General features: G+C 44.2%; 17 protein-coding genes. 5 read left to right on the top strand and 12 right to left on the bottom strand.

The features are described 5' to 3' along the window. Window positions 1-549 precede the first annotated feature (549 nt). The 12 genes from QYT14_RS07090 to QYT14_RS07035 all read right to left on the bottom strand — a co-directional run bounded on the left by QYT14_RS07090 (window position 550) and on the right by QYT14_RS07035 (window position 17,742). On the bottom strand, window positions 550-2,031 hold the full coding sequence (locus QYT14_RS07090) for an MBOAT family protein (protein WP_288324610.1): 1,482 nt from the start codon (window positions 2,029-2,031) through the stop codon (window positions 550-552). Beyond that, entirely contained in the window at window positions 2,009-2,974 is a 966-nt protein-coding gene (locus tag QYT14_RS07085; RefSeq protein ID WP_237040058.1) for a GDSL-type esterase/lipase family protein, read from the bottom strand. The genes QYT14_RS07090 and QYT14_RS07085 overlap by 23 nt, the downstream gene beginning before the upstream one ends. Continuing rightward, window positions 2,961-4,328: an SGNH/GDSL hydrolase family protein gene (locus QYT14_RS07080; RefSeq protein ID WP_237040057.1), complete on the bottom strand. Its 1,368-nt coding sequence runs from the start codon at window positions 4,326-4,328 to the stop codon at window positions 2,961-2,963. Before QYT14_RS07080 ends, QYT14_RS07085 begins: the two co-directional genes overlap by 14 nt. A gap of 139 nt (window positions 4,329-4,467) precedes the next feature. Then, window positions 4,468-4,761 carry a PG0541 family transporter-associated protein gene (locus QYT14_RS07075; RefSeq protein WP_237040056.1) on the bottom strand — a complete coding sequence of 98 codons (294 nt, stop codon included), beginning with the start codon at window positions 4,759-4,761 and terminating at the stop codon, window positions 4,468-4,470. A gap of 17 nt (window positions 4,762-4,778) precedes the next feature. Continuing rightward, window positions 4,779-7,949 carry an efflux RND transporter permease subunit gene (locus QYT14_RS07070; protein WP_237040055.1) on the bottom strand — a complete coding sequence of 1,057 codons (3,171 nt, stop codon included), beginning with the start codon at window positions 7,947-7,949 and terminating at the stop codon, window positions 4,779-4,781. A gap of 17 nt (window positions 7,950-7,966) precedes the next feature. After that, window positions 7,967-8,998, bottom strand: a complete 1,032-nt coding sequence (locus QYT14_RS07065; protein ID WP_237040054.1) for an efflux RND transporter periplasmic adaptor subunit — start codon at window positions 8,996-8,998, stop codon at window positions 7,967-7,969. 26 nt (window positions 8,999-9,024) lie between these two features. Then, entirely contained in the window at window positions 9,025-10,347 is a 1,323-nt protein-coding gene (locus QYT14_RS07060; protein WP_288324609.1) for a TolC family protein, read from the bottom strand. A 39-nt stretch (window positions 10,348-10,386) separates the two neighbouring features. Beyond that, a complete protein-coding gene (locus tag QYT14_RS07055; protein WP_288324614.1) occupies window positions 10,387-11,040 on the bottom strand; it encodes a TetR/AcrR family transcriptional regulator in 654 nt (217 codons plus the stop codon). 26 nt (window positions 11,041-11,066) lie between these two features. Next, window positions 11,067-11,834, bottom strand: coding sequence for an acyl-ACP--UDP-N-acetylglucosamine O-acyltransferase (gene lpxA, locus QYT14_RS07050; RefSeq protein ID WP_237040052.1), 768 nt, complete (start codon window positions 11,832-11,834; stop codon window positions 11,067-11,069). 23 nt (window positions 11,835-11,857) lie between these two features. Beyond that, window positions 11,858-13,243, bottom strand: a complete 1,386-nt coding sequence (locus QYT14_RS07045) for a TolC family protein (RefSeq protein WP_237040051.1) — start codon at window positions 13,241-13,243, stop codon at window positions 11,858-11,860. An 11-nt stretch (window positions 13,244-13,254) separates the two neighbouring features. Then, window positions 13,255-16,473, bottom strand: a complete 3,219-nt coding sequence (locus QYT14_RS07040) for an efflux RND transporter permease subunit (protein WP_288324607.1) — start codon at window positions 16,471-16,473, stop codon at window positions 13,255-13,257. 57 nt (window positions 16,474-16,530) lie between these two features. After that, window positions 16,531-17,742: an efflux RND transporter periplasmic adaptor subunit gene (locus QYT14_RS07035; protein WP_237040049.1), complete on the bottom strand. Its 1,212-nt coding sequence runs from the start codon at window positions 17,740-17,742 to the stop codon at window positions 16,531-16,533. 455 nt (window positions 17,743-18,197) lie between these two features. On the opposite strand from QYT14_RS07035, the gene QYT14_RS07030 reads away from it, so the two are divergent. The 5 genes from QYT14_RS07030 to QYT14_RS07010 all read left to right on the top strand — a co-directional run bounded on the left by QYT14_RS07030 (window position 18,198) and on the right by QYT14_RS07010 (window position 24,413). Continuing rightward, the gene (locus QYT14_RS07030; RefSeq protein ID WP_288324605.1) at window positions 18,198-20,489 is read left to right on the top strand and encodes an NADP-dependent malic enzyme; all 2,292 of its coding nucleotides are present in this window, start codon (window positions 18,198-18,200) and stop codon (window positions 20,487-20,489) included. A 126-nt stretch (window positions 20,490-20,615) separates the two neighbouring features. Continuing rightward, on the top strand, window positions 20,616-20,798 hold the full coding sequence (locus QYT14_RS07025; protein ID WP_237040047.1) for a hypothetical protein: 183 nt from the start codon (window positions 20,616-20,618) through the stop codon (window positions 20,796-20,798). A 153-nt stretch (window positions 20,799-20,951) separates the two neighbouring features. After that, a complete protein-coding gene (locus tag QYT14_RS07020; protein ID WP_237040046.1) occupies window positions 20,952-22,286 on the top strand; it encodes an NADP-specific glutamate dehydrogenase in 1,335 nt (444 codons plus the stop codon). Between the two features lie 205 nt (window positions 22,287-22,491). Beyond that, window positions 22,492-23,619 carry a PCMD domain-containing protein gene (locus tag QYT14_RS07015; protein WP_237040045.1) on the top strand — a complete coding sequence of 376 codons (1,128 nt, stop codon included), beginning with the start codon at window positions 22,492-22,494 and terminating at the stop codon, window positions 23,617-23,619. A 17-nt stretch (window positions 23,620-23,636) separates the two neighbouring features. Then, window positions 23,637-24,413, top strand: a complete 777-nt coding sequence (locus tag QYT14_RS07010; RefSeq protein WP_237040044.1) for a porin family protein — start codon at window positions 23,637-23,639, stop codon at window positions 24,411-24,413. Window positions 24,414-24,809: the final 396 nt, after the last annotated feature.

The following is a 24,809-nucleotide window of genomic DNA, read 5'->3' as shown; positions in this document are numbered from 1 at the left end:
AAAAAAACCTCAAAGTCTTTTTTAAAAAGCTCGTTGTGTTTTCAGAAAAGCTCGGTATCTTTTTTAAAAAGCTCGGCATCTTTTTCATGTAGGGGCAGATTGCATCATCCCCTCATTAAGTAGGCTATTCCTTCTTTTCCGTTCATCCTTACATTTTAATTAAAACACTCATATAATCAGTCGGTTAAGAATGGCAGCACATCCCCTCATCCTCCCTTCAGCCGCGCTTTCCAAGTCCCTTCACAATCTGCCTTCAGCAATTCCCTTGTGTATTCATCTTTTCAGCCTGCCGTTTTCTGTAGGGGCAGACCCGTGTGTCTGCCTGAGAACAGTTCACTTTAAGTTATTGGGGTCATTGGGCGGACACATGGGTCCGCCCCTACCGTAAAGTGTTATCGAAAAAGTTCTAAAGCCGGAAGAAGCTTTACAAATGAAAGGAGGCTGAAAGGGTGGTGACGATATGTCCATTCACTACCGAAACCCCTATCAACAGGGTGTTTCAGCGGTCAATGAAAGGAGGAAAGAAGAATTTGAAATTTAAACAACGAGCTAAAATTGGAAGTAAATAAACGGTTGTATATCACTGCTCTTTATCTGAATAACCAAATAAATTAATGCTACCAGCAATAACGCCTTTCCCAATAAAGGCAGCCTAACCACTCCGCGACAACAAGTGTCTTGCCAATTATCAGGAGCAAAATGCAATAAATAACCTACTCCCATCAACACAAAGACTTTCCAATATCCTTCGATAAGCTGCACAAATACTTCGGGATGAAAAGCGGTAAATACTTGTTTTATCATCGTTACCGACGCCTCAAAAGTACTGTTACGGAAGAATATCCAACAGAAACAAACAAAATGAAACGTAAGAATCACGGCAAAAAACTTTCGGATACCATGACTCACAGCAGTCTTGGGTTTGCCCAAAAGATTACGCCAAAACTTGTGTACAGCCAATGCCACGCCATGAAAGCCACCCCAAATAACAAAATTCCAAGATGCCCCATGCCACAGTCCTCCCAATAACATGGTGAGAAACAGATTGATGTAGGTACGGATTTTCCCTTTGCGATTTCCTCCCAATGAAATATACAAATAATCACGCAGCCAAGTGGACAAAGAAATATGCCAGCGATGCCAAAAATCAGTGATACTGTCCGCCTTGTAAGGGGAATTGAAATTCATCGGGAAACGAAAACCGAGCAGCAAGGCGATGCCGATTGCCATATCGCTATAACCTGAAAAATCACAATAAATTTGCAACGCGTAACCATAAATTCCAAACAGATTCTCTACTCCCGAATACAAAGCGGGATTGTCGAAAATGCGCTCAACAAAATTCACACTAATATAATCAGAGATGACTGCCTTCTTAAACAAACCACTGACAACGAAGAATACCCCCGTACCAAACATCTCTCGTGAAACCATCAACGGCTCACGAATCTGAGGAATAAAATCACGCGCACGAACAATAGGACCTGCCACCAACTGAGGAAAGAAAGAGACATAAAACACATAATCCAACAAACGATTCAACGGCTGCAACTGCCGACGATATACATCAATGGTATAACTCAATGACTGGAAAGTAAAAAACGAAATACCTACCGGCAGAAAGATATCCAACGGCTGAAACTTACCGTTCCACAACGGAGCCAGTATCTCATAAAAGAAATTGGTATATTTAAAATAACAAAGCAGCCCCAAATTGACAGACAAGCTCAACAACAGAAGCCCTTTCCTGCCCCATTTACTTTCCGTCACAGCCATGCGTCCTGCCAAAAAAAAGTCTGTAACCGTCACTACTCCCAATAAAAAGAAATAAAAGCCACTGCTCTTATAATAAAAATAATAGGAAAACAGAGATACAAACAAAATGCGCGCCGTGTCCTTCTTCTGCAATAACAAATATATCAGGCTGAAGCCCAAAAACAGAAACAAAAACAATCCGCTACTAAATATCATCGGTTGTTTGGCATTATAAGTCAACAGCTCTGCCAATTTATTCCAATCCAGTTGCCACATACTCGTTATACGCTTTAATTAATGCTTGATGTAATAAGTTACCTTGCAGCCGATATCCTTCGGGAGTAAAATGAATGCCATCCGCCCTCAACAGGTGATTACGCGTCCAATTTTTGCAAGCGTCGGTCTTCCCTCCCACCACGGTATACATATCCCACACAGCCATCCCATGCTTGCATGCATATTCCCGGATGATACGCGCCACAGTCACTGTCCTCGGATTGATAACCCGTGAACGGCGACGTCCTACATACGCTCCCGGAGGAGTAGTTAAAAGAAAAACCGTTTCGGGACAAGCCTTTTTCAACATTGAAAGCAGACGATCTATCTGCATTTCGTGTGCCGGAGCCAAGTAGCGACGGCTATGTGCCTCATTTGTTCCAAAAGAAAGAATTACTAAATCGGGCTGAAGAGCAGCTATTTTTTTTATCTTATCTTCTGTGGTAAAGGTTACACAGGTAGCCCCGTTCACCCCCATTATATGATAAACAAGTCCGGGCTCGCCCGTTTCGTGTGCCAGCCCATCCGTGCGATAGGTTATACTATCGGGATAAACAGCTTCAGCACCGAAATCACTTTCCAACCGACGACGAGTAACCAAAGGATAAACGTGTCCCCTCACATGAGAATCACCAATATGAACGACACGTACCGGTCCGTTCATCTCATTCAGTTTCCGAAAAAATGGAAGCAGTGAACGCGTACTGTCCTCTATCACATTGTCTGCCGTATGCTTAAAATTGTCAGGCAAAGAATCGTGACATACAATAAGCCGGCCGGACGAATGCATTTCTTTAGTCTGCCCCGGCAAATGCAATGGTTCCAATACACGGGCTATCGGCGGAAGTGGATCTTGAGCATAAAGACCGGAAAGAGACGGACAAAGCATAAATACCACTGTCACTACCACGACCAGGCATCTATTTGTTTTATTCCGCTTCATAAGCCTTCCGCTTTTCGTATTGTTCCTTACCATACATCAATGTCTCAAACAAAATGCCCGACAGATGTTTTCCTCCTTTGAAATTGATATGCGTGTAATCGAGATTTGCCATCTTCCGGTCTATCATATCAAGAATACTTCCTTCCCCGCCCATAGCCTCATACATATTCCAGAAAGCAATCCGGCTATCGGCTGCAATAGACTGTTGATAACGAATCAAGTTCTTCACCCCCGGCATAGTACGTAATTCTCCATTTCGTTTTTCATCCTTAAATTCGCGATCACCCACACTCACCAATAAAATAGCAGCTTCGGGGAAAGCCTCTTTGAGATGAGTTATCACCGTAAGCATACCTTTTTTATAATTCTCATAATTCACACCGCGTTCGGTTGCCACATTCAGTCCATACTGAAGAACGACCAAATCATAAGGACGCACACGCTGAAACGCTTTCAATGTTTTCAAAGGGATACTCCGCAAGTGTAAACCGCTACTGCCGCGCACACTGAAATTGTCTACAACCACCCCTCGCTTGCCATCCATTGCCACTCCAAAGAAAGTAACAGAATCAGACTGTTCCACACTCCATTTTACTTGTCCTATCCGTCCCTCTACAGAAAGCATCTGTAATCTATCGTCTCCCGGCTCTTCGTGTAAAACGCCTGTCCCCCCATTTATTTGAGAGCGAATGCCGGCAAATCCTTTGTTTAAGTAATAGAGAGTGGACACTTCACACGTATCCAAACGAGAAGCATATTTAGACTGGCCTTTCAGTTGCACGTATGCTCCTTCGCGAGCAAAAAAGTAATGTCCGGAAATATCTTGCTGACTCCTGTCGAAGCCTATGGAATCATTGCTCGAGTGGCTACTCCAACCGCCAAAAGAGTGACGGACTGTGGGACGATAGCCACTGATAGAACTGGTTATAGGTACATAGCCTACTCCGCAGCCTCCAAATTCATTCTGAAGTCTCTCACGCAAATCGGCCGTAAAAATATCCGCTTCGATAAAAGAATCACCAAAATAAGCAATGCGGACAGGACGTTTCATTGTTTTTATGGAAGAAAGCGCTTCATAAAAATGCTTCATTCCCCTCATGGTAGAATCGGAATAATCTTCTATACAAGTCATCCCTGTTTTGCAGGTATCCACAAAAATCGGTTTCACAGGAGGAGGAAGAACGATAGTGTCAGAATCGGCCACTTCTTCTATATCAGGACGAATATCGGCCAGCAAGTCGACTTTACGAAGCTGCTCACCGTTCAATTTCATCGGCGGAAGAAAATACAGCCCCAATAAGGCTCCTACTACCAGAAGTGTGAGAAAGAAAGTGGCTGATATATAATTTTTCATACTATGCTATTTGTGAATCAGGCGCAAAAGTAGTGATTTTTTAGACGAGAATCTGTATGAAGAAGAATAAAAAAGAAAATGTTAGCCGGGAGTGTGTCAAAAATCTAAAGTAACAGACACACTCCCGGCAATGCATATTTTAAACTGTCTTTTCTATATTCCACACAAAGGCACGGAGTCCCAATTGTTCGGTCTCCTTATCCATTTTGTGCAGAGCATCAAGTAAAGGATCTACTTTCGCATCATCCACAACAGTAATGATAGCCGAACACATACTCGGCCATGCATGACTGCCATAATGAGGCTCGCCCTTGACGCTACCGCGTCCCTGTACCTGCTGCCAATAACTGAACCCACGACAGTTCTGACGGTCGAGCAATGCCAGGATACGCTCATAAAAGGCTTGGTCGAATGTGATGAATACTGATTTCATATCTTTGAATTTATGATTTATATATTTTTTCCTTTAGTCATCTCTTCTTTGTGTGACTGATAGTAATCGTTCAGCTCACGGCTTGACTTCATTTTCTTACGGGCACGCTTAATGCCTGTACCGGCAAATGAGCAGTAAAGCACAGGAACCAAAATCAATGTCAACACCGTTGATACAGTCAGACCACCGATTACGGAAACACCCAACGGACGCCACATTTCAGAACCTTCTCCACCTCCGATAGCCATCGGCACCATACCCAAGATAGTAGTCAGCGTAGTCATCAACACAGGGCGCAGACGACTGCGACCGGCTGTCACCACCGAATGGATAACCGCCATACCACGCTCACGGCACAGTGTAATGTAGTCAATCAATACGATACCGTTCTTTACCACGATACCAATCAACATGATACCACCCAACAAGCTCATAACATTCAGCGTTGTTCCCGTTCCGAAGAGCGCCATCAACACACCACTGAATGCGAATGGGATAGAGAACATGATAATGAACGGATAAGTAAGTGATTCAAACTGAGCCGCCATCACAATAAATACCAAGATGATAATCAGTACTGCCAATGTACCCAAATCACCGAACGAATCCTGTTGGTCTTCATACGAACCTGCTACCTGGATACTGATTCCGCTAGGCAAATCCATCTTGTCGATAATAGCATTGCCTTCTGCCACCACGCTACCCAAAGGAGCACCCGATATTACCGCAGACACCGTAACAATACGCTCACGGTCTTTACGCTCGATGGTAGGCGGAGCCGAACGTTCAACCACTTTTCCCACATCTTTTACACGAACAGCTTTTCCGGCATTATTATAGATAAGGATATTCTCCAAATCTTCAATGCTGGTACGAAATTCAGGAGCATAACGCACCTTGATATCATATTCGTCACCATCTTCACGATAGTAAGACGATAAAGCACCATTCACACGGTTACGCAAATACATGGCGGCAGTAGAAAGATTCAGCCCTTGCAAAGCCAGTTTCTCACGGTCAAAATCCACCTGATATTCCGGTTGATAATCCTGACGACTGATGTTGACCTCCGATACACCTTTTACATTCAGCAAGGCAGCCTTCAAATCAGCAGCCGCTTTATCGGTATCCGTAAAATCATAACCATAAATTTCAAAATCTGCTGTAGACTGTCCGCCCATACCGCCACTATTACCACCCAAGATTACCTGTGCCTTATCAAGTTCGGGATATGCTTTCAAGTCCTCACGCATACCGTCACAGACTTCTGCCAGTGTCATCTCGCGGTCGGCAGGATTATACAGGTTGATATTAAACGAAATAATATGGCTGCCGTTGTCCTGAATAGAAGCCCAAGTATTATCGGCATCCGCCTGTCCCACTGTGTAGTTGCAGACACGCATCACTCCATCGTATTTTTTCAGCCACTTCTCAGTCAGCTCTTGAGCCAATGTCTGTGCACGTTCCACACGTGCGCCGATAGGCAACTGAAGCTGTACGGAAATACGGCTATTGTCCTGTGACGGGAAAAACTCCGTACCGATACCCTTTGCACAAATCAAACTAAGCACAAAGAATCCGAAACATCCTGCAATCACCGTCTTACGATGGCGTACCGCCCAATTCAAACGATGCTGATACCAACCGTCCAGTGCGTCCAACGAACGTTCAATCGGTTTATAAAAAGCAATAAACCACTTGCTTTGTTTTTTCTGCAAACGAAGCATTTGGGCACACATCATTGGAGTGAACGACAAAGCTGAAATGGTAGAAATAGTCATAATCACACACATCATCCATCCCAACTGACGGAACAATACCCCCGACATACCGCTTACCATAGTCAGCGGGAAGAACACGGCAATCATGGTCAGCGTAGATGCGATAACAGAAATAGCCACCTCATTCGTACCATGAATAGCTGCCTGTTTGGGCTCGGAACCACGTTCGATGTGAGTAGTCACATTCTCCAAAACCACAATGGCGTCATCCACTACGTTACCAATAGCAATAGACAAACAGGACAACGAAATGATATTCAACGAGCCCCCCTCCGTAATAGCCAAATAGATAAAAGAGGCAATCAACGACATCGGAATAGTGATACAGATAATCACTGTAGCACGCCAACGTCCCAAGAAGATAAATACAACCAACACCACAAAAAGAATGGCGTACATAATGGTTTCCGACAAACTGTCTATGGTATTCAATATATTATCTGATGTATTGACAATCACACCCAGTTTCACATCACTGGGAAGTGACTTCTGCAGCTTAGGCAACTGTTCCATTACCTTCTTGGAAATATTTACCGAATTGGCTCCTGACTGCTTCTGAACAACAATCATGGCACCTTGCACGCCGTTGTTGTAAGTTTTCTGTGCCCGTTCTTCCACTGAGTCCACAATCTTTGCTACATCACGCAGATAGACAGATGCACCATTGTGTGTACCCACCACAATATTCGCCATCTCGCGCGGGTCTTTAAATTCTCCCTCCACGCGCAATGAATAAGTATTGCTACCCACATCGAACGTACCGCCCGGCGTATTTTTATTCTCGGCACCGATAATAGAACTGATTGTTTCGATAGTCAAATCGTAAGCATCCAGTTTGTTCGGATCACAATAAACATTTACCTCACGCTTGGGCGCACCGGCAATAGACACGGTACCCACACCGGGAACACGCGCCAAAGGGTTCACTACATTATCATCCAATATCTTGTAGAGTGCAGGCTGGCTTTCTTCCGCCTGAACGGAAAGCAGCAGGATAGGAATCATATCCGTACTGAACTTAAAGATTATCGGTGTATTCACTTCATCAGGAAGTTGCGAGCTCACCATATCCAGTTTATCGCGAACATCATTCGTCAGCACATCAATATCGTAACCGTATTCAAATTCCAGGGTTATCACTGAAATATTCTCGGAAGACTTAGACGTGATATGTTTCAGGTTACTCACCGAGTTCAATGTATTTTCCAACGGGCGAGTCACATTATTTTCTATATCGGAAGCACTGGCACCCTGATAAGATGTCATTACCATAATGGTATTGGTATCAATATCCGGATACAAGTCTACCGGAAGTTTAGACAGTGAGAAAAGACCAAAGATTGCCACCGCAAGGAAGCAAAGTGAGGTCATAATCGGTTTCTTAACTGCTCCTTCGTATAAACTCATATAATTATACTCTTTAATTATTTACTTACTTCAACTTCTACTCCATCGGCAAGACGGGTCTGGCCTGCAACAACTACCTGAGAGTTATCATCTACTCCCGAAAGCAGTTCATATTCGGTATCCATGCGACGTCCGAGCTCTACCTTATTATAAGATACCTTACCGTCTTTGTATACATATACATAACGGTCACCCGAACCGGCACGCTTCACAATAGCTTGGTCGGGAACCACGACATGGCTCATCGTACCGAAGCTGAGCGTCACACGTCCGAACATACCCGGGCGTACTCGCTGGTTGGTATTGGTCAGTTTCACCTCGACCGGGAAAGTATGAGTCGCCGCATCAATAGTAGGATATACCAGACTTACTTTTCCTTCGAATACTTCATCGCCATAAACATCGAACTTCACGTTCACATCCATTCCTTTCTTCACTTTTGGGAAATAAGGTTCGGATACATTAATAAGAAGTTTAACCGGAGTTATCTGTTCAACCACCAATACAGGGGTAGCGGCAGACGAATACAAATCACCATTATCAAAATTACGCGCAGTCACCACACCATTCAGAGGGCTCAACAACTGCGTATTTTCAAGCAAGTTATTGTAAGAAGTACGACGTACATCCAATGTAGTCTTGGCGGCATCCCATTCCGACTTGGAAGCACCACCCACTTTATACAATTCATCCACACGTTTAAACTCCGTTTCCTCATTTTCCAGTTGTAACTTCAACTGCTTCAGACTGGCAGCATCCATCTGCACCAGTTTCTGACCCTTGGAAACATAATCGCCCACTTCGACAAATATTTTATCAATGCGCCCCGGAGAGGTCGGTGCTATATTGTTTTTTGCTTCAGCTTCCACGGTGGCGGTATATTCTTCTATTTGCTCCACCTCACGCGAAGTCACAGATGCCAATTTCACCACCGGTTTATCTACCTGTGCGACCCCTTCCTGTGCTCCTTCTTTCTTCTCTGCCCCGCCTGAACAAGCGCTCAGCAAAGCGACCACCAACAAAGCTGCTATTTGAAAACTTTTTTTCATACTGTTATCTTTATGTTATGTTGTTATTATTCTGTTACCACTTCTTCGCCCATCACCAAATCAAGGTCAGCCTTTGCCACCAAGTAGTCATAAATGGACTGGTTATAGGTGAGTTTCGCTTCTGTCAGAGCTACCTCCGAACTATTTAACTCCAAGATAGTCCCCTTACCTACTTCATATCTTTTTTCAGCAATAGTCCGTCCCTTTTCTGCTTGGAATACGGCCTCTTTGTTGCTGACTACCTGCTCGGTACTTGCCGCCATATTGTCCAGATAACTGGTAGCCTGCATGGTGAGCTGGCGTTCCGTATTGATACGATTCTCTGCGAGCTGTTTCATCTGAATACGGGTTTGTTTCAACTTAGTGAAGTTACTTCCCTTAAACAAAGGGATAGTCAGATTCAGCCCAAGAGTTGAATAAGGTCGCCAGTCATACTCCTTGAATTTAAAGTTATCATTCATAGAAGTGTACATATACTGAAAGCTGGCAGACAGTGTAGGCATGAAATTGGTATATTGCAACTTCAGATTTTGTTTCAGTTGCAACGCATTCAGTTCCAATTGCTTCAATGTACTGTTGTTTATCAGATTATTAGGCCGCGGCATTGCCTGACGAGTAAACATGGACATTTCGTAATCTTTCAGGTTACCGTCCACTGCTACATTTACTTCCGCTTCCATTCCCATCAAAACTTTCAGTTGCAGAGTAGCCAGATTCACCCCGTTACGAGCAGACACGACCGTCGGTTTCAGGCTGCGCATCTGCACTTCCGCACTGATTTTATCGTACTCACTGACAGAGCCCTGCTCATACTTGGCTTTCACCACATGATAGTTGTCTTCGCTCTGCTTATAACTTTTCAGCAGCACCTCGTAACTATCTTGCGCCAAAAGCAACTGATAAAAGGCCTTTGTCACCTGGTTCACCATATCGAGACGCGAAGACCGCGCTTTTTCCACTGCCAAATCCACATCCGTCTTTGTCAGACTGATACTCTTATAAAGTGCAGGTGCAAAGACAGGCAGACTCACAGACAAACCACCGCTATACGTGTTGTCCGTTCCCACTTCAATCACCTTTCCCTCCATAGCGAAAGATTGCTTTTTGATGGCTCGTGAATAACTTCCCACTAAATTGGCTTCGGGAAACAAGCCTGAGTAGGCTTCCCGGCGGGCTTCCTTCTTGAGTTTGATTTCTTGACCGGCTACTTTAATGGTCGGATTCTCGCTCAACGCTATCCTGACCGCTTCCTGTAAAGTAACCCTTAATGTATCTTGTGCTCGTGCACTCTGTGTTGCTGCCACTGCCAGCAACAACAAGGCTAACTTAGGCTTTAAAAAAAACTTCATTTACTGTTTACTCTTTATTATTAAGTGACTAATTTAGTTCTATCCATTCTTGTTATGCTCCTCCCGTTTCTGGTTATACAGAAAATCATCTACAATCTTCAACCCCTTTTCTGTAGAAATGCCCCGCATATGCATGAAAACAACAGTTTCATATATTTCAGCCAGCGAATAGGATTTACATATTTCAGAGCGAAGCAATATATCCATCTGTTCGCCTACCATTGCACGAACAATAGCATAATTCACGTCCTTGCGGAATATTCCTTGATTGACTCCCTTTTGATAAAACTCCATTGCGGCATCCAAGTTCTCTTTGCGGCTCTCGGTAATATAAGCCACCACCTTAGGATACTTCTCCATATCCTCAAAGAACTTCCGGTTTGTATTCTGAAAGTCCTGTACACTCTTCTGATAGAAACGGAGAATAACTTCCAAGACATTCTCTGCCTTGGAAGCTATCTCTTCCATTGATTTCTTCATCTCCTCCCGATGCAGCCTCATCACATCGAGCAACAAATCTTCTTTGTCATGAAACAACTCGTACAGCGTTCTTTTCGATATCGACAGGTCAGCGGCAATATCATCCATTCTGACTGTCTTTACCCCTTTTCGGGTAAATGCCTTTGCAGCTGCTTGAACAACATGCTCCCTTACTATCGTTTTATCTATTTTTTTCTTCTTAACGCTATTCATCATAAAGAGAGAAGACAAAGATACACTTATTTTATAATACCCAACTTCGAATTCCGAACAAATTCCACCAGATGCACTATTTCAGGGCTGGAAGGTACCTGTTCCTCGATACGGCGCAATGCATCCTCGATAGATGTATTAGCCTTATAGAGAATGCGGAAAGCATGGGCTATATGCTTAAGAACCGTTTCAGAAAATCCTTCGTGTTGCAACACCAGCGTATTGATGCTGTAAAACGAGGTCGGTTCATGAGCTGCCACACAATATGGAGGAATATCCTTAGTGAAACGGCATCCGCCCTGCACCGCTGCATAAGTACCCAAACGAGTGTGTCCCTGCATCAACACATTGGAAGTCAGGATAGCATAATCTTCAATGACACAACATCCCGACACCTGCGAACCGTTACCGATGATGCAATTGTTACCGATAGTCACATCATGCGAGATACGCGCTCCCTGCATGATAAAGTTATTGTTTCCAACCACTGTTTCATCACCGGCAAAAGTGGCACGGATAATTACAGCATTCTCACGAATCGTATTATTGTCACCTATACGGGCAATGGTTTCATCACCTTTATAGTTGAAATCTTGCGGAGTTGCTGCAATAACAGCTCCGTTATAAATCGTGTTTCCGTTACCGATGCGTGCGCCACTCATTATGCTGGCGTTGGGCATGATGACATTATTATCACCTATCTCCACATTCTTGTCGATGTAGACAAATGGGTGAATCGTTACGTTTTTCCCGATTTTTGCTGACGGGTCTACATAAGCCAACGAACTAATCATATTCGTATCATTTTTAAGGTTAATTATTCGCGTCCACCACCTAATGCGCTATACAGATTGATAACAGCCTGCATACGCTGGAAAGTATCGGAAACTTCGTTCAACTGAGCACTTAGCAATGACTGCTGGGCAGTGATGATTTCCAGATAAGTGGCTTTTCCCGCCTGAAACAAATCTTTGTTCATCTCTACCGCTTTCTGCATTTCCGAAACTTGTGCCTGATGTTCGGACAGTTTCTTGTCTGCCGTGTCATAAAGGAACAAAGCATCACTCACTTCCTTACCTGCTTCCAGAATAGTCTGCTGATAGTTCATCTTGGCAATCTGTTCTTCCGCTTTCGATACTTTCAGGTTGGCAACCAGTTTACCGCGCTGGAAAATAGGCTGAGTCAATGAACCGATGGCATTCCAAAGCATCACTGCAGGATTAGAGATAACAGTGCCATTGGAACCATTCGTCCATCCCAATGTTCCGGTGATATTAACACCCGGATAGAAAGCCGAGCGAGCCTGATTTGTGGTATAGTAAGCACTTGCCAATGCCAGTTCAGCCGCCTTCACATCCGGACGGTTTTCAAGCAACTGCAAAGGCACACCCACTGCCAGTTCTGTGGGCATTACTTGTTCTTCCAATGTTCCGCGTTCTATATTTTGGGGAGCCTTGGCCAGCAATACAGAAATTGAGTTTTCCGTCTCGCGCACCTGGCGTTTCAGGTCGGCCAGCGAAGCCTCTGTCTGGTGATAAGCTCCTTTGCTCTGTGCTACAGCTGCTTCGGTAGTCATACCGGCTTCCTTCATAGCCTCCATCGTACGAACAGTTTCTTTCATCAAAGCCACGTTCTGTTCGGTAACACTCACCTGACGGTCGAGCATCAACAGTGAATAGTAAGCATTGGCAATGCCGCCAATCAACTGTGAGCGTACAGCCTGCTGGTAAGCTTTACTCTGCAAATAAGAAGCTTTCTGCCCACGGTGTGCATTCAGCAGTTTGCCGAACAAATCCACTTCCCAGCTTGCAGAAGCAGGCAAAGTATAGTTCTTAACAGGAGTAGCCTTATCCACACTGGTCAACGAACCTTGCGGAGCAAGTGCCAGCGAAGGCAAATAAGACAAACGGGCTGATGTCAACAGCGCCTTCGCCTCCTTCACACGCAGCACGGCTGTCTGCATATCCACATTGTTTGCCAGTCCTTCTTCAATCAAAGCCTGCAATTTTGGGTCACGGAACACTTCCTTCCATGACAAGTTGCCCATATTGGTTGTATCATTTTCAGCCAATGTATCGTTAGCCGCAACCGGGTCACGATAGATGCCGGCGGCATCTATCGACTCGGGACGGTCGTATGATTTATAGATGTGGCAACTGCTCAGTAAGAGCGTTGCACAACATAGTCCTATTATCTTTTTCATTGTTCTTCTATTCATTTACGGGTGTATTGTTCTATTTCGGGTTCAACCTCTGTATTGTCCACATTCTCCCATTCTATCGGTTTGAATTTCTCTTGCAACCACTGGAATACCACGAACAACACCGGTACGATGAATATCTGGAAAATCATACCAATCAACATACCACCAATGGCCGAAGCTCCCAACGTACGGTTACCGTGCGCACCTACTCCCATAGCCAGCATCAACGGAATCAAACCGACAATCATGGCCAATGAGGTCATCAGAATCGGTCGCAAACGAGCTGCCGCACCCAGCACTGCCGCCCATGAAATACTCATTCCCTGCTTACGGCGGTCCAAAGCGAACTCTACAATCAGGATGGCATTCTTTGCCAACAGACCCATCAACATAATCAATGCAATCTGCATATAGATGTCATTTGACATGGTTCCCAAAATCATCTTCAGTGCCGGGATATTTCCCAATGCCGCAAATCCGTTTACGAACAAGAAGCTACCCAACAGACCGAACGGAACTGAAAGCAATACGGACAACGGCAGGATATAACTTTCATACTGTGCACTCAGCAACAAGTAAACGAATACGAAACACAAGATAAAGATGAGACCTGTAGAGCTGCCACTGGTAGATGCCTCTTCACGGGCCATACCTCCCAGCTCATAACCGTAACCGGTAGGCAGATTCTCTTTTGCCACTTCCGCGATAGCCTGCAAAGCCTGTCCTGAAGTATAACCACTGGCAGGAGCCACCATCACCTTGATAGCCGTATAAAGGTTGAAACGGCTGATAACGTCCGGACCATACACCTTTTTGATAGATACAAACTGAGAGATAGGAGCCATTTCATTACCATTGCGTATCTTGATGCTGTTCAGCGATTCCAAATTCTTAGTCGCTTCGGGTTCTGCCTGAATCATTACACGATACATCTTACCGAAACGGTTGAAGTTAGAAGCATACAAACCTCCGAAATATCCCTGCATGGTAGTCAGAATGTCACTAGGGCTGATACCTGCCTTCTTACAAGCGGCAGCATCAATGTCCAACATATATTGAGGGAAATTCGGGTTGAAGGTGGTCTGAGCCGAATTAATTTCGGGACGTGCCTTCAATGCATCCATATAGTTCAAAACCACATCATAGAAGTGGTTCAGGTCACCACCTGTCTTATCCTGCATGTTCAACTCGATATCGCTGGATGCCGAATAACCCGGAATCATAGGAGGAGCGAAGAACAATACCTGCGCATCTTTGATAATCTTCTGCGCACGCATAAATAAAGTACCTACCACAACATCCGAATTCTGCATCATGGAACGTTCTTCCCAGTCTTTTAACTTGATAATCAAAGAACCGTAAGAAGGACCCTGTCCGCCGATAAAGCCAAAACCGGAAATCACGGTACGCGAACCTACCGCAGGTTCGGCAGCTACCAGACTGTCTACACGGTTTAAGATTTCCATGGCGCGCTCCTGCGAAGTGCCGGGAGGCAATGTCACCGCACCCATAATCGTACCGGTATCTTCATTAGGCACCATACCGGTCGGAGTAGTCTTCATAAAGAATACCAACAAGATGATAGAAGCAGCAACCAATCCGAACGACAACCATTTCTTATGGATAAAGAACACGACGTGTTTCTTATATTTCTTCAACAGAGAATCGTATGCAGCATTGAAAGCAGTATGGAAACGTTCCACACGGGTCATTTTCTTCGTTCCGTGTCCTTCATCGTGCGGTTTCAGGAAGATGGCGCACAATGCCGGTGACAGAGTCAACGCATTCAAAGCCGAGAAACCGATAGCAATAGCCATGGTGATACCAAACTGGCGATAGAACGTACCGGCCGTACCTCCCATGAAACTTACCGGAATAAACACAGACATCATAACCAATGTAATAGAAACAATGGCACCACCCAGTTCGCTCATGGCATCGATAGAAGCCTCACGAGAAGATTTATAACCTTGGTCCAACTTGGCATGGACGCCCTCGACGACGACTATGGCATCGTCCACCACAATCGCAATGGCAAGCACCATCGCCGAAAGTGTCAGCAAGTTCACACTGAAACCAATCAGTTTCAACACAAAGAAAGTAGCAACCAGCGCCACCGGAATGGCAATGGCCGGAATCAACGTAGAACGCATATCCTGCAAGAAGATATATACCACGATAAACACCAAGACAAACGCTTCAATCAATGTCTTGATAACCTCATGGATAGAAGCGAACAAGAAGTCATTGGCATTTTGAGCAATATTGATGCTCAAACCGGTAGGCAGCGACTCTTGCGCCTTTGCAAGTACTTCCTCCAAATTGGAAATCGTTTCGGTAGCATTGGTACCTGCCATCTGATAAACGATACAAGATACCGCTTTATGGCCGTTTACCATATTGTTGAAAGTGTAAGCCAAACGTCCTAACTCAATATCTGCCACATCACCCAAACGAAGCACGTTACCATCGGGCAATGCCTTGATGACAATATCCTCAAATTCAGTGGTCTGCTGCAGACGTCCTTTATAACGGATGGTATATTGGAAAGTCTGGTTACCGCGTTCACCGAACTGTCCCGGAGCCGCTTCAATATTCTGTTCGGCCAAAGCTGCCGACACATCGGTAGGAATCAGTTTATACTGTGCCATCACATCCGGCTTCAGCCAGATACGCATAGAATAGTCCTGTCCCAACACATTAGCGTCACCTACACCCTTTACACGCTTGATTTCAGGAATCAAGTTGATATTAGCATAGTTCTCAATAAATTCAATATTATACGAGTCGGTCTCATCATACAGGGAGAACACCATCAACATGGAGTTTTGGCGTTTCTGAGTAGTCACACCAACTTTTGTTACTTCGGCAGGCAACAAGCCCTGTGCCATAGAGACACGATTCTGCACGTTGACGGCTGCCATATCCGGGTCAGTGCCCTGATTGAAGTAGACATTAATATCAGCCGAACCGTTGTTTGACGCTGTAGACTGGATATACATCATGTTTTCCACACCATTAATCTGGTCTTCCAACGGCGCAATGACAGAATTCAATACAGCTGTTGAGTTCGCACCTGTATAATTCGCACGTACCTGCACCGTAGGCGGTGCAATGTCCGGGTACTGTGTCACCGGCAATGTAGCAAGTCCGATTACACCCAAGATGACAATCAACACGGAGATAACCGTTGACAGCACCGGACGATTAATAAATCTATCTAATTTCATTCTTCTATATACCTTATTATATAAACGATATAAATTCGCTCACTCAATACTCATTAATTATTTAAAGGCTGTGGCAATGTTGCCCTCCTTCTGGTCTTTCAAGTGCTGTTGATATTTAGCCTCTTTCTGTTCGGGAGAAATCGGAGTGATGACCTGTCCGTCCTTCAAGTTCTGAACACCTTCAATCACAATCTTGTCACCGGGTTTCAAACCACCTGTCACGATATAATTCTTGCCATCGTTCAAGTTTGAAATCTGAATTTCGGTATGTTTCAGCGCATTGTCCGACTGAAGCACATACACAAACTTCTTATCCTGAATTTCCTGAGTGGCCGACTGCGGAATCAAAATAATATTTTCCATTGTATAAGGGAATATCACATTGGCCATACCACCACTGCGCAATACCGACTGCTTGTTGGGGAAAATAGCACGCATACTTACGGAGCCGGTAGACTGGTCGATAACACCACTGACCGCATCAATTCGACCCTCTTCCGCATATACCGAACCATCAGCCAATTCCAACTTCACGGCCGGCATCTTTTCCAACTGCTCCTTCAGTGTACCGCCCGCCTTGGTCATGGCCAGCAATTGTTTCTCAGTCATTGAGAAATACACATACATGTCACCGATTTCGCTCACAGTGGTGAGAGGCTGAGCCACCGACGGGCTCACCAAGCTTCCCACACGATAGGGGAAAGTTCCGACCACCCCATTGGAAGGGCTTGTCACAGTACAGAAATCCAAATTCTGCGTGGCACTTGTCAATTGTGCCTGTGCTTGTGCCAAACTAGCCTTGGCAGAAAGCAACTGATCTACTGCACTTTGATATTCAAAATCACTAATAATATTCTTATCATGCAGGTTCTTTTTCTGCTGTTCGTTCAGCGTCAAAGTATTGACATTCGATTTTGCCATCTCCACAGCTGCACTTGCCTGACGTTTGGCAGCCGCATACTGCGTAGGATCGATTTGAAACAGCGCCTGTCCCTTGCGAACTGTTGCACCTTCATCCACACACAGTTTCACGATAAAGCCAGACACCTGAGGACGTACCTCAATATCCTGAATACCCTTGATAGTAGCCGGATATGAAGTAGATTGCTGGCTGGCCGTGGACTGTACCGTCACAACGGTGAATTCGTCATCACCCAATTTCATACCACTCTGACCGCCTCCGCAACTGCTTAAAACGGCCATCGCCGCCATAACAATCGCTGCGCGGCTCAATGAAATGCATTTCATTTTGTTTACTGTCATCTTCATAACTAATATTATTGAACTTTATTATTTAGCAAAAGAAGTCGGGGTTATTAGAAAACTTTCTAACCCAATTAAGTTTTTAACGGCGCAAAAATAGTCATTTTTTCGCCATTTATATCCTTATTCAGTGAGCTTTAACTATAAATAACGCGTAACTAAAAAGTGTTTGGAAAGGTGTTAAATAAACAATAGACACAATCCTGCATGTCGGTATATAACGGGTGGCAGCATGGTCTTTTTTTTATTTATTTTTAAATTATAATTAAGCAGTAAAAAACAGAGAGATTACTCAGGATTTCGTACCTTTACTCCCACAATTAAACGAATCCGTGTCAAATATTACACTTAAAAAATCAACAATTCGACATCATTTCATGGCGCAAAAGCGTCATTTTATAATTTTATTTGTATTTTTGCCACCAATTTAAAACAATAACACTAATAAATAGGAAAACATTATGGTTAAGATTACCAAAGAGGCTGCCTTACTCTATCACTCACAAGGCAAGCCCGGAAAAATTGAAGTAGTACCTACCAAACCGTACAGCACACAGACAGACCTGTCACTCGCCTATTCGCCCGGAGTGGCAGAACCGTGTCTGGAAATAGAAAAAGACCCGCAGACAGCTTATGATTATACAGCAAAAGGTAACCTGGTAGCCGTTATTTCCAATGGCACCGCCGTCCTCGGACTAGGCGACATCGGCGCCCTTAGCGGCAAGCCGGTCATGGAAGGCAAAGGGCTGTTGTTCAAAATTTATGCAGGCATCGACGTATTCGACATCGAAGTCAATGAAAAAGACCCTGAAAAGTTCATCCAAGCCGTTAAAGCCATTGCCCCCACTTTCGGAGGTATCAATCTGGAAGATATCAAGGCTCCCGAATGTTTTGAAATAGAAAATCGCCTGAAAGCAGAACTGGACATCCCGGTGATGCACGATGACCAGCACGGAACAGCAATCATCTCTTCTGCCGGACTGCTGAACGCCCTCGAAGTAGCAGGAAAGAAGATAGAAGACGTAAGAATCGTAGTAAACGGTGCAGGTGCATCAGCTACTTCCTGTACCAAACTATATGTAGCCCTCGGCGCACGCAAAGAAAATATTCTTATGCTCGACAGTAAAGGCGTCATCACCAGTGACCGCCCCAACCTGACCGAAAACAAAAAATTCTTTGCCACCGACCGCCGGGATGTGCACACACTGGAAGAAGCCATTAAGGGTGCAGACGTATTCCTCGGCCTGTCCAAAGGAAACGTACTGACACAAGACATGGTGCGCAGCATGGCCGACCATCCGATTGTATTCGCCCTCGCCAACCCCACTCCCGAAATTTCTTACGAGGATGCAATGGCATCCCGCCCGGATGTATTGATGTCTACCGGACGTTCGGACTACCCCAACCAAATAAACAATGTAATCGGTTTCCCCTATATATTCCGCGGAGCACTCGACACGCAGGCCAAAGCCATCAACGAAGAAATGAAGCTGGCTGCTGTCCGTGCCATTGCTAATTTGGCAAAGCAACCCGTACCCGATGTAGTAAATGAGGCCTACCACGTAAACAACTTCACTTTCGGTCCCGATTATTTCATTCCGAAGCCGGTAGACCCCCGTTTGATAACTGAAGTTTCGATGGCAGTCGCCAAAGCTGCTATGGACTCAGGTGTTGCCCGCAAACACATTACAGATTGGGAAGCTTACAAAACCCGCCTGCGCGAGTTGATGGGCCAGGAAAGCAAACTCACCCGCCAACTGTACGAAACGGCACGCCGTGACCCCCAGCGAGTTGTTTTTGCCGAAGGCATCCATCCCACTATGCTGAAAGCTGCTGTCGAAGCCAAAGCGGAAGGTATCTGCCATCCAATATTGCTAGGTAACGACGAACGCATCGAGAAATTGGCAAAAGAGCTTGATTTAAGTTTGGAAGGCATCGAGATTATCAACCTCCGCCACGATCGCGAAGCCGAACGCCGCGAACGCTATGCGCGTATCCTCTCGGAAAAACGTGCCCGCCAAGGAGCTAATCTCCAAGAGTCAAACGACAAGATGTTCGAGCGCAACTACTTCGGCATGATGATGGTGGAAACAGGAGAAGCCGATGCATTTATCACCGGTTTGTATACCAAATATTCCAATACCATCAAAGTAGCAAAAGAAGTGATAGGCATCCAACCGGAATATAAACACTTCGGAACCATGCATATCCTGAATTCTAAAAAAGGTACTTACTTTGTGGCTGATACCCTGATTAACCGCCATCCGGACACGGATACGCTGATTGATATTGCCAAACTGTCAAAGAAGACTGTGGAATTTTTCAATCACACGCCGGCAATGGCAATGCTTTCTTACTCCAACTTCGGTTCGGACACGGAAGGCAGTCCCGCCAAAGTGCATGAAGCAGTAGACCATATGCAGAAGAAGTATCCCGAACTCGCCATCGACGGTGAAATGCAAGTAAAATTTGCCTTGAACACAACACTGCGTGACGAAAAATATCCATTTACCCGTCTGAAAGGCAAAGAAGTGAATACATTGGTATTCCCCACCCTAAGCTCGGCCAATGCCACGTACCAATTGATTCAGTCCATGAGTAGTGAAACAGAAGTGCTCGGTCCGATTCAAATGGGACTGAACAAGCCTATCCATTTCACCGACTGCGAAGCGTCGGTACGCGACATTGTGAACATCACCGCTGTAGCAGTGATTGACGCCATCGTAGAAAAGAAGAAAAAGGCTAATAAATAACAACCTGTTTCAGGCCATAAAGAACAAAAGGACAAATTTTCTTAGTGCTGCAATCTGCATACACTTAATTTGTTCTTTTGTTCTTCAACCCGATAAAATCTGTCATTAAAACACCTGTATATCACCATGAGCCGAAAACCACTATCCCTTCCCCAAATTGTAATTCTTGCCCTTTTATGGGTAGCAATATGCTATATCATCCTCACCGGAAGCGAACAAATTGACGGGCCGCTAATCTTATCCATTATCATTTCGGGCGCTTTAGTCTTTATTCCTTTACTAAAGTATTTAAAGAACAGGGTAAAATAATCTTTTATTCATATTTTCGCTTACATTTTGTACAATCTGATATTTTTTATAGCATTTTCTTTATAATTTGTTGCACAATTCAATTCTTATCTATATTTTTGCATCGTCAATAAAGCAATGGAAATTAATTAATAACTATAAAAGAAATAGATTATGAATGCAGCTAAGGTATTAGACGAATTAAAAAGAAGATTCCCTAATGAGCCTGAATATCATCAGGCGGTAGAAGAAGTGCTTGGTACAATCGAAGAAGAATACAACAAACACCCTGAATTTGATAAGGTAAACTTGATTGAGCGTCTTTGCATTCCCGACCGCGTATACCAATTCCGTGTCACTTGGATGGACGATAAAGGCAATATCCGAACCAACATGGGCTATCGGGTACAACATAACAACGCCATCGGCCCATATAAAGGCGGTATCCGTTTCCACTCTTCTGTGAACCTGGGAATTCTAAAATTCCTTGCCTTTGAGCAGACATTCAAAAACTCATTGACCACTCTGCCTATGGGTGGTGGAAAAGGCGGTTCTGACTTCTCTCCGCGCGGTAAATCCAATGCGGAAGTAATGCGTTTCTGCCAAGCTTTCATGTTGGAACTATGGCGTCATATCGGTCCCGAAACCGATGTGCCGGCCGGTGATATCGGTGTAGGCGGACGCGAAGTAGGCTTTATGTTCGGTATGTATAAGAAGTTGTCTCACGAATTCACCGGAACATTTACCGGAAAAGGACGCGAATTCGGCGGCTCGCTGATTCGTCCGGAAGCAACAGGTTACGGTAACATCTATTTCCTGATGGAAATGCTGAAAACCAAAGGAACCGATTTGAAAGGCAAAACCTGTCTGGTATCGGGATCAGGTAACGTAGCTCAATATACCGTAGAAAAAGTAATTGAGTTGGGTGGTAAGGTAGTTACTATGTCAGACTCTGACGGTTACATCTACGACCCGGACGGTATCGACCGCGAAAAACTGGACTTCATCATGGAACTGAAGAACTTATATCGTGGACGCATCCGCGAATATGCAGAAAAGTACGGTTGTAAATATGTAGCAGGCGCTCGTCCATGGGGAGAGAAAGCAGATATCGCGCTGCCTTCTGCCACTCAGAACGAACTGAACGGCGACGAAGCGCGCCAATTAGTTGCCAACGGCGTAATGGCTGTCAGCGAAGGTGCAAATATGCCTTCTACCCCCGAAGCTATCCGTGTGTTCCAAGAAGCCAAAATTCTATATGCTCCGGGTAAAGCAGCCAACGCAGGCGGCGTGTCGGTATCCGGCCTCGAAATGACTCAAAACTCCATCAAGCTGGGTTGGAGCTCAGAAGAAGTTGATGAAAAGCTGAAGAGCATTATGAAAAATATCCATGCAGCTTGTGTACAATATGGTACGGAAGAAGACGGATATGTAAACTATGTGAAAGGTGCAAACGTTGCCGGTTTCATGAAGGTGGCAAAAGCAATGATGGCTCAGGGCATCGTTTAATAAAGTCCATTCCTTTATATTATATCATAACATGCAGAGAGGGTGCGGGGAATTTATTTCTTGCACCCTTTTTGCTTCCATACCATAAAAAAAGAAAAACGGCCCATTCATTTTATTGTAATAATCAGAAAAATTTCAGGAAAAGCCTTAACTTTGTAAATTATATATGTGTTTAATATCAAAGAACTTATAAAATTATCCATTCATGAGATTGAAAGACTTACTAACCTGTACCATAGGCATATTCCTTTGTACATCGTGCATCAAAGACGAAGCACCTAATGCGGAAGCTGATATCGAAAAATGTATATTACCCGCCGACATTCTTTCAGGTACGGAGATTGACTACAACCTACCATTCGATGAAAGCCTAAATGCCTATCCTATTTATATAGAAGTAAACAACGGGACCGATTTGACCGCACTGGCACCGACTTTTGAACTGACTCCGGGAGCAACTATTAATCCGGCCAGTGGAACGACACACAACTTTACAAAGCCAGTGCGCTACACCACTACTTCGGAAGACGGAAAATGGCATCGCACTTATGCCATCAACCTGCATTATCCGTCAACAACAAACATCCCGACTTCTTTCCACTTTGAGACAGTGAAAAGAGTAAGTAACTATTATGTTTTCTACGAAGAAGCAGCCGGACATGCCACCCTAACCTGGGCTAGCGGAAACCAAGGATTCGCACTGACAGGAGGAGGTAACTCTCCCGAGGACTACCCAACTACCATCAGCTCGGAAGGACGCTCCGGCAATTGTCTGAAGCTAGTAACTCATACCACCGGAGACTTAGGCAATAAAGTAGGAAAACCTATTGCGGCAGGTAACTTATTTATAGGAAAATTTGAACTACTCAATGCATTGGGAGATGCTTTGGCAGCAACCAAATTCGGAACAACGTTCTATTATCAACCTACCAAACTGACCGGCTATTATAAGTATAAGGCAGGGCCTAAATTCTATGAAAACGGAGAATATACTGACCGAAAGGATGTGTTCAATATATATGCATTATTTTATGAAAAGGATGCTAAAGTACAAACCTTAGACGGACATATCGTAGCGAACAATTACGAACACCCGAACATGGTAGCTTTGGCAATAATAAACCAGACAGATGCCGTGGAAACAGAACAATGGAAACGTTTTGAATTGCCTTTCGACTACGAACGATTTGGCAAAACCGTCGACTTGGAGAAACTGGCCAAAGGACAATACAACATCAGCATTATCCTGTCTGCCAGCAAAAATGGAGATGAATTCAAAGGTGCTCCCGGCAGCACATTACTTATTGACGATTTGGAAATAGAGTACAAATAACTTAAAAGATTTTCGATATGAAAAAATATATATTGCTTCTGGCTATCACATTGGTGAGCTTCCACACATGGGCTCAAGAAAACAGAACAAAGACCTTGATAAACGCCGCATTACACGGTTGGGAATATGAATTGAAAGCCGGTTTCAACATTGGAGGAACATTGCCTTTGCCTTTTCCCGAAGAGATACGCGACATCAAAAACTACAATCCTACCCTTTCGATTACCATCGAAGGAAACATGACTAAATGGTTTGGGGAACAAAAGCGTTGGGGTATCGTCACCGGACTCCGCCTGGAAAATAAAGGTATGCGTACAAAAGCTGGAGTAAAGAACTATGGCATGGAGATTATCGGTGAGGATGGTAATCGTTTAAAAGGCAACTGGACAGGAGGTGTGCGCACCAAAGTGCAAAACTCATACCTCACTATTCCAATCTTAGCTGCTTATAAATTGAACCATCGTGTGAACCTGAAAGCCGGTGCTTACTTTTCTTATCTGATGGACGGTGATTTCAGCGGCCACGTATACGAAGGTTATCTGCGTAAAGATGATCCGACAGGAGAAAAAGTAAACTTTAATAACGGAGCAATTGCTTCTTACGATTTTTCTTCTGATTTACGCAATTTTCAATGGGGAGCACAATTAGGAGTAGACTGGAAAGCGTTCAAACATTTGAAAGTATATGCAGACCTGAATTGGGGAATGAATGATATCTTTAAAAAAGATTTCAAAACAATCACTTTCGATATGTATGCAGTCTATCTGAACGTGGGATTCGGATATGCATTCTAAAAGTAGTGTTTTTCTTTATGTGCCATACATATCATGGCCTCTGTTTAAAAGTCATTTTATCGAGATGAACTTATACCCTTCATATCGTGATACACCCAGCATAGAAAAACTCCTAAGTGTTTTTCTGAAAAGACCTAAGAGTTTGGCGAAAAGATCTAAGTCTTTAAAAAAAAAGACTTAGATCTTTAAACAAAACACTCCCAGCTTTTTTCACAAGACTTAGGAGTTTTTGGAAAAGAATTAGGTGTTTTTTTGAAAGAAGTAAGTGTTTTACCATCTCTTTTTTGGAGTATTAGATATGACAGGCAGATGACACAAAGAGAAGGTTTCACCATAAACAGTTATAACACAATGCTTTAGACTAATGATATATGTGAAGAGTATATGATACTACTT

The organism is uncultured Phocaeicola sp. (assembly GCF_948499155.1).
GTDB classification, from domain to species: Bacteria; Bacteroidota; Bacteroidia; order Bacteroidales; family Bacteroidaceae; genus Phocaeicola; species Phocaeicola faecalis.
The sequence above is the reverse complement of the archived record's forward strand: the minus strand, read 5'-3'. Positions and strand labels throughout refer to the sequence as shown.

Excerpts from the sequence above, each read along its gene's own strand:
- QYT14_RS07045 (WP_237040051.1), bottom strand. The coding sequence starts at position 13,243 with ATGAAAAAGATAATAGGACTATGTTGTGCAACGCTCTTACTGAGCAGT.
- QYT14_RS07060 (WP_288324609.1), bottom strand. The coding sequence starts at position 10,347 with ATGAAGTTTTTTTTAAAGCCTAAGTTAGCCTTGTTGTTGCTGGCAGTG.
- QYT14_RS07020 (WP_237040046.1), top strand. The coding sequence starts at position 20,952 with ATGAATGCAGCTAAGGTATTAGACGAATTAAAAAGAAGATTCCCTAAT.
- QYT14_RS07030 (WP_288324605.1), top strand. The coding sequence starts at position 18,198 with ATGGTTAAGATTACCAAAGAGGCTGCCTTACTCTATCACTCACAAGGC.
- QYT14_RS07035 (WP_237040049.1), bottom strand. The coding sequence starts at position 17,742 with ATGAAGATGACAGTAAACAAAATGAAATGCATTTCATTGAGCCGCGCA.
- lpxA (WP_237040052.1), bottom strand. The coding sequence starts at position 11,834 with ATGATTAGTTCGTTGGCTTATGTAGACCCGTCAGCAAAAATCGGGAAA.
- QYT14_RS07080 (WP_237040057.1), bottom strand. The coding sequence starts at position 4,328 with ATGAAAAATTATATATCAGCCACTTTCTTTCTCACACTTCTGGTAGTA.
- QYT14_RS07055 (WP_288324614.1), bottom strand. The coding sequence starts at position 11,040 with ATGAATAGCGTTAAGAAGAAAAAAATAGATAAAACGATAGTAAGGGAG.
- QYT14_RS07065 (WP_237040054.1), bottom strand. The coding sequence starts at position 8,998 with ATGAAAAAAAGTTTTCAAATAGCAGCTTTGTTGGTGGTCGCTTTGCTG.
- QYT14_RS07025 (WP_237040047.1), top strand. The coding sequence starts at position 20,616 with ATGAGCCGAAAACCACTATCCCTTCCCCAAATTGTAATTCTTGCCCTT.
- QYT14_RS07010 (WP_237040044.1), top strand. The coding sequence starts at position 23,637 with ATGAAAAAATATATATTGCTTCTGGCTATCACATTGGTGAGCTTCCAC.
- QYT14_RS07070 (WP_237040055.1), bottom strand. The coding sequence starts at position 7,949 with ATGAGTTTATACGAAGGAGCAGTTAAGAAACCGATTATGACCTCACTT.
- QYT14_RS07090 (WP_288324610.1), bottom strand. The coding sequence starts at position 2,031 with ATGTGGCAACTGGATTGGAATAAATTGGCAGAGCTGTTGACTTATAAT.
- QYT14_RS07015 (WP_237040045.1), top strand. The coding sequence starts at position 22,492 with ATGAGATTGAAAGACTTACTAACCTGTACCATAGGCATATTCCTTTGT.
- QYT14_RS07040 (WP_288324607.1), bottom strand. The coding sequence starts at position 16,473 with ATGAAATTAGATAGATTTATTAATCGTCCGGTGCTGTCAACGGTTATC.
- QYT14_RS07085 (WP_237040058.1), bottom strand. The coding sequence starts at position 2,974 with ATGAAGCGGAATAAAACAAATAGATGCCTGGTCGTGGTAGTGACAGTG.
- QYT14_RS07075 (WP_237040056.1), bottom strand. The coding sequence starts at position 4,761 with ATGAAATCAGTATTCATCACATTCGACCAAGCCTTTTATGAGCGTATC.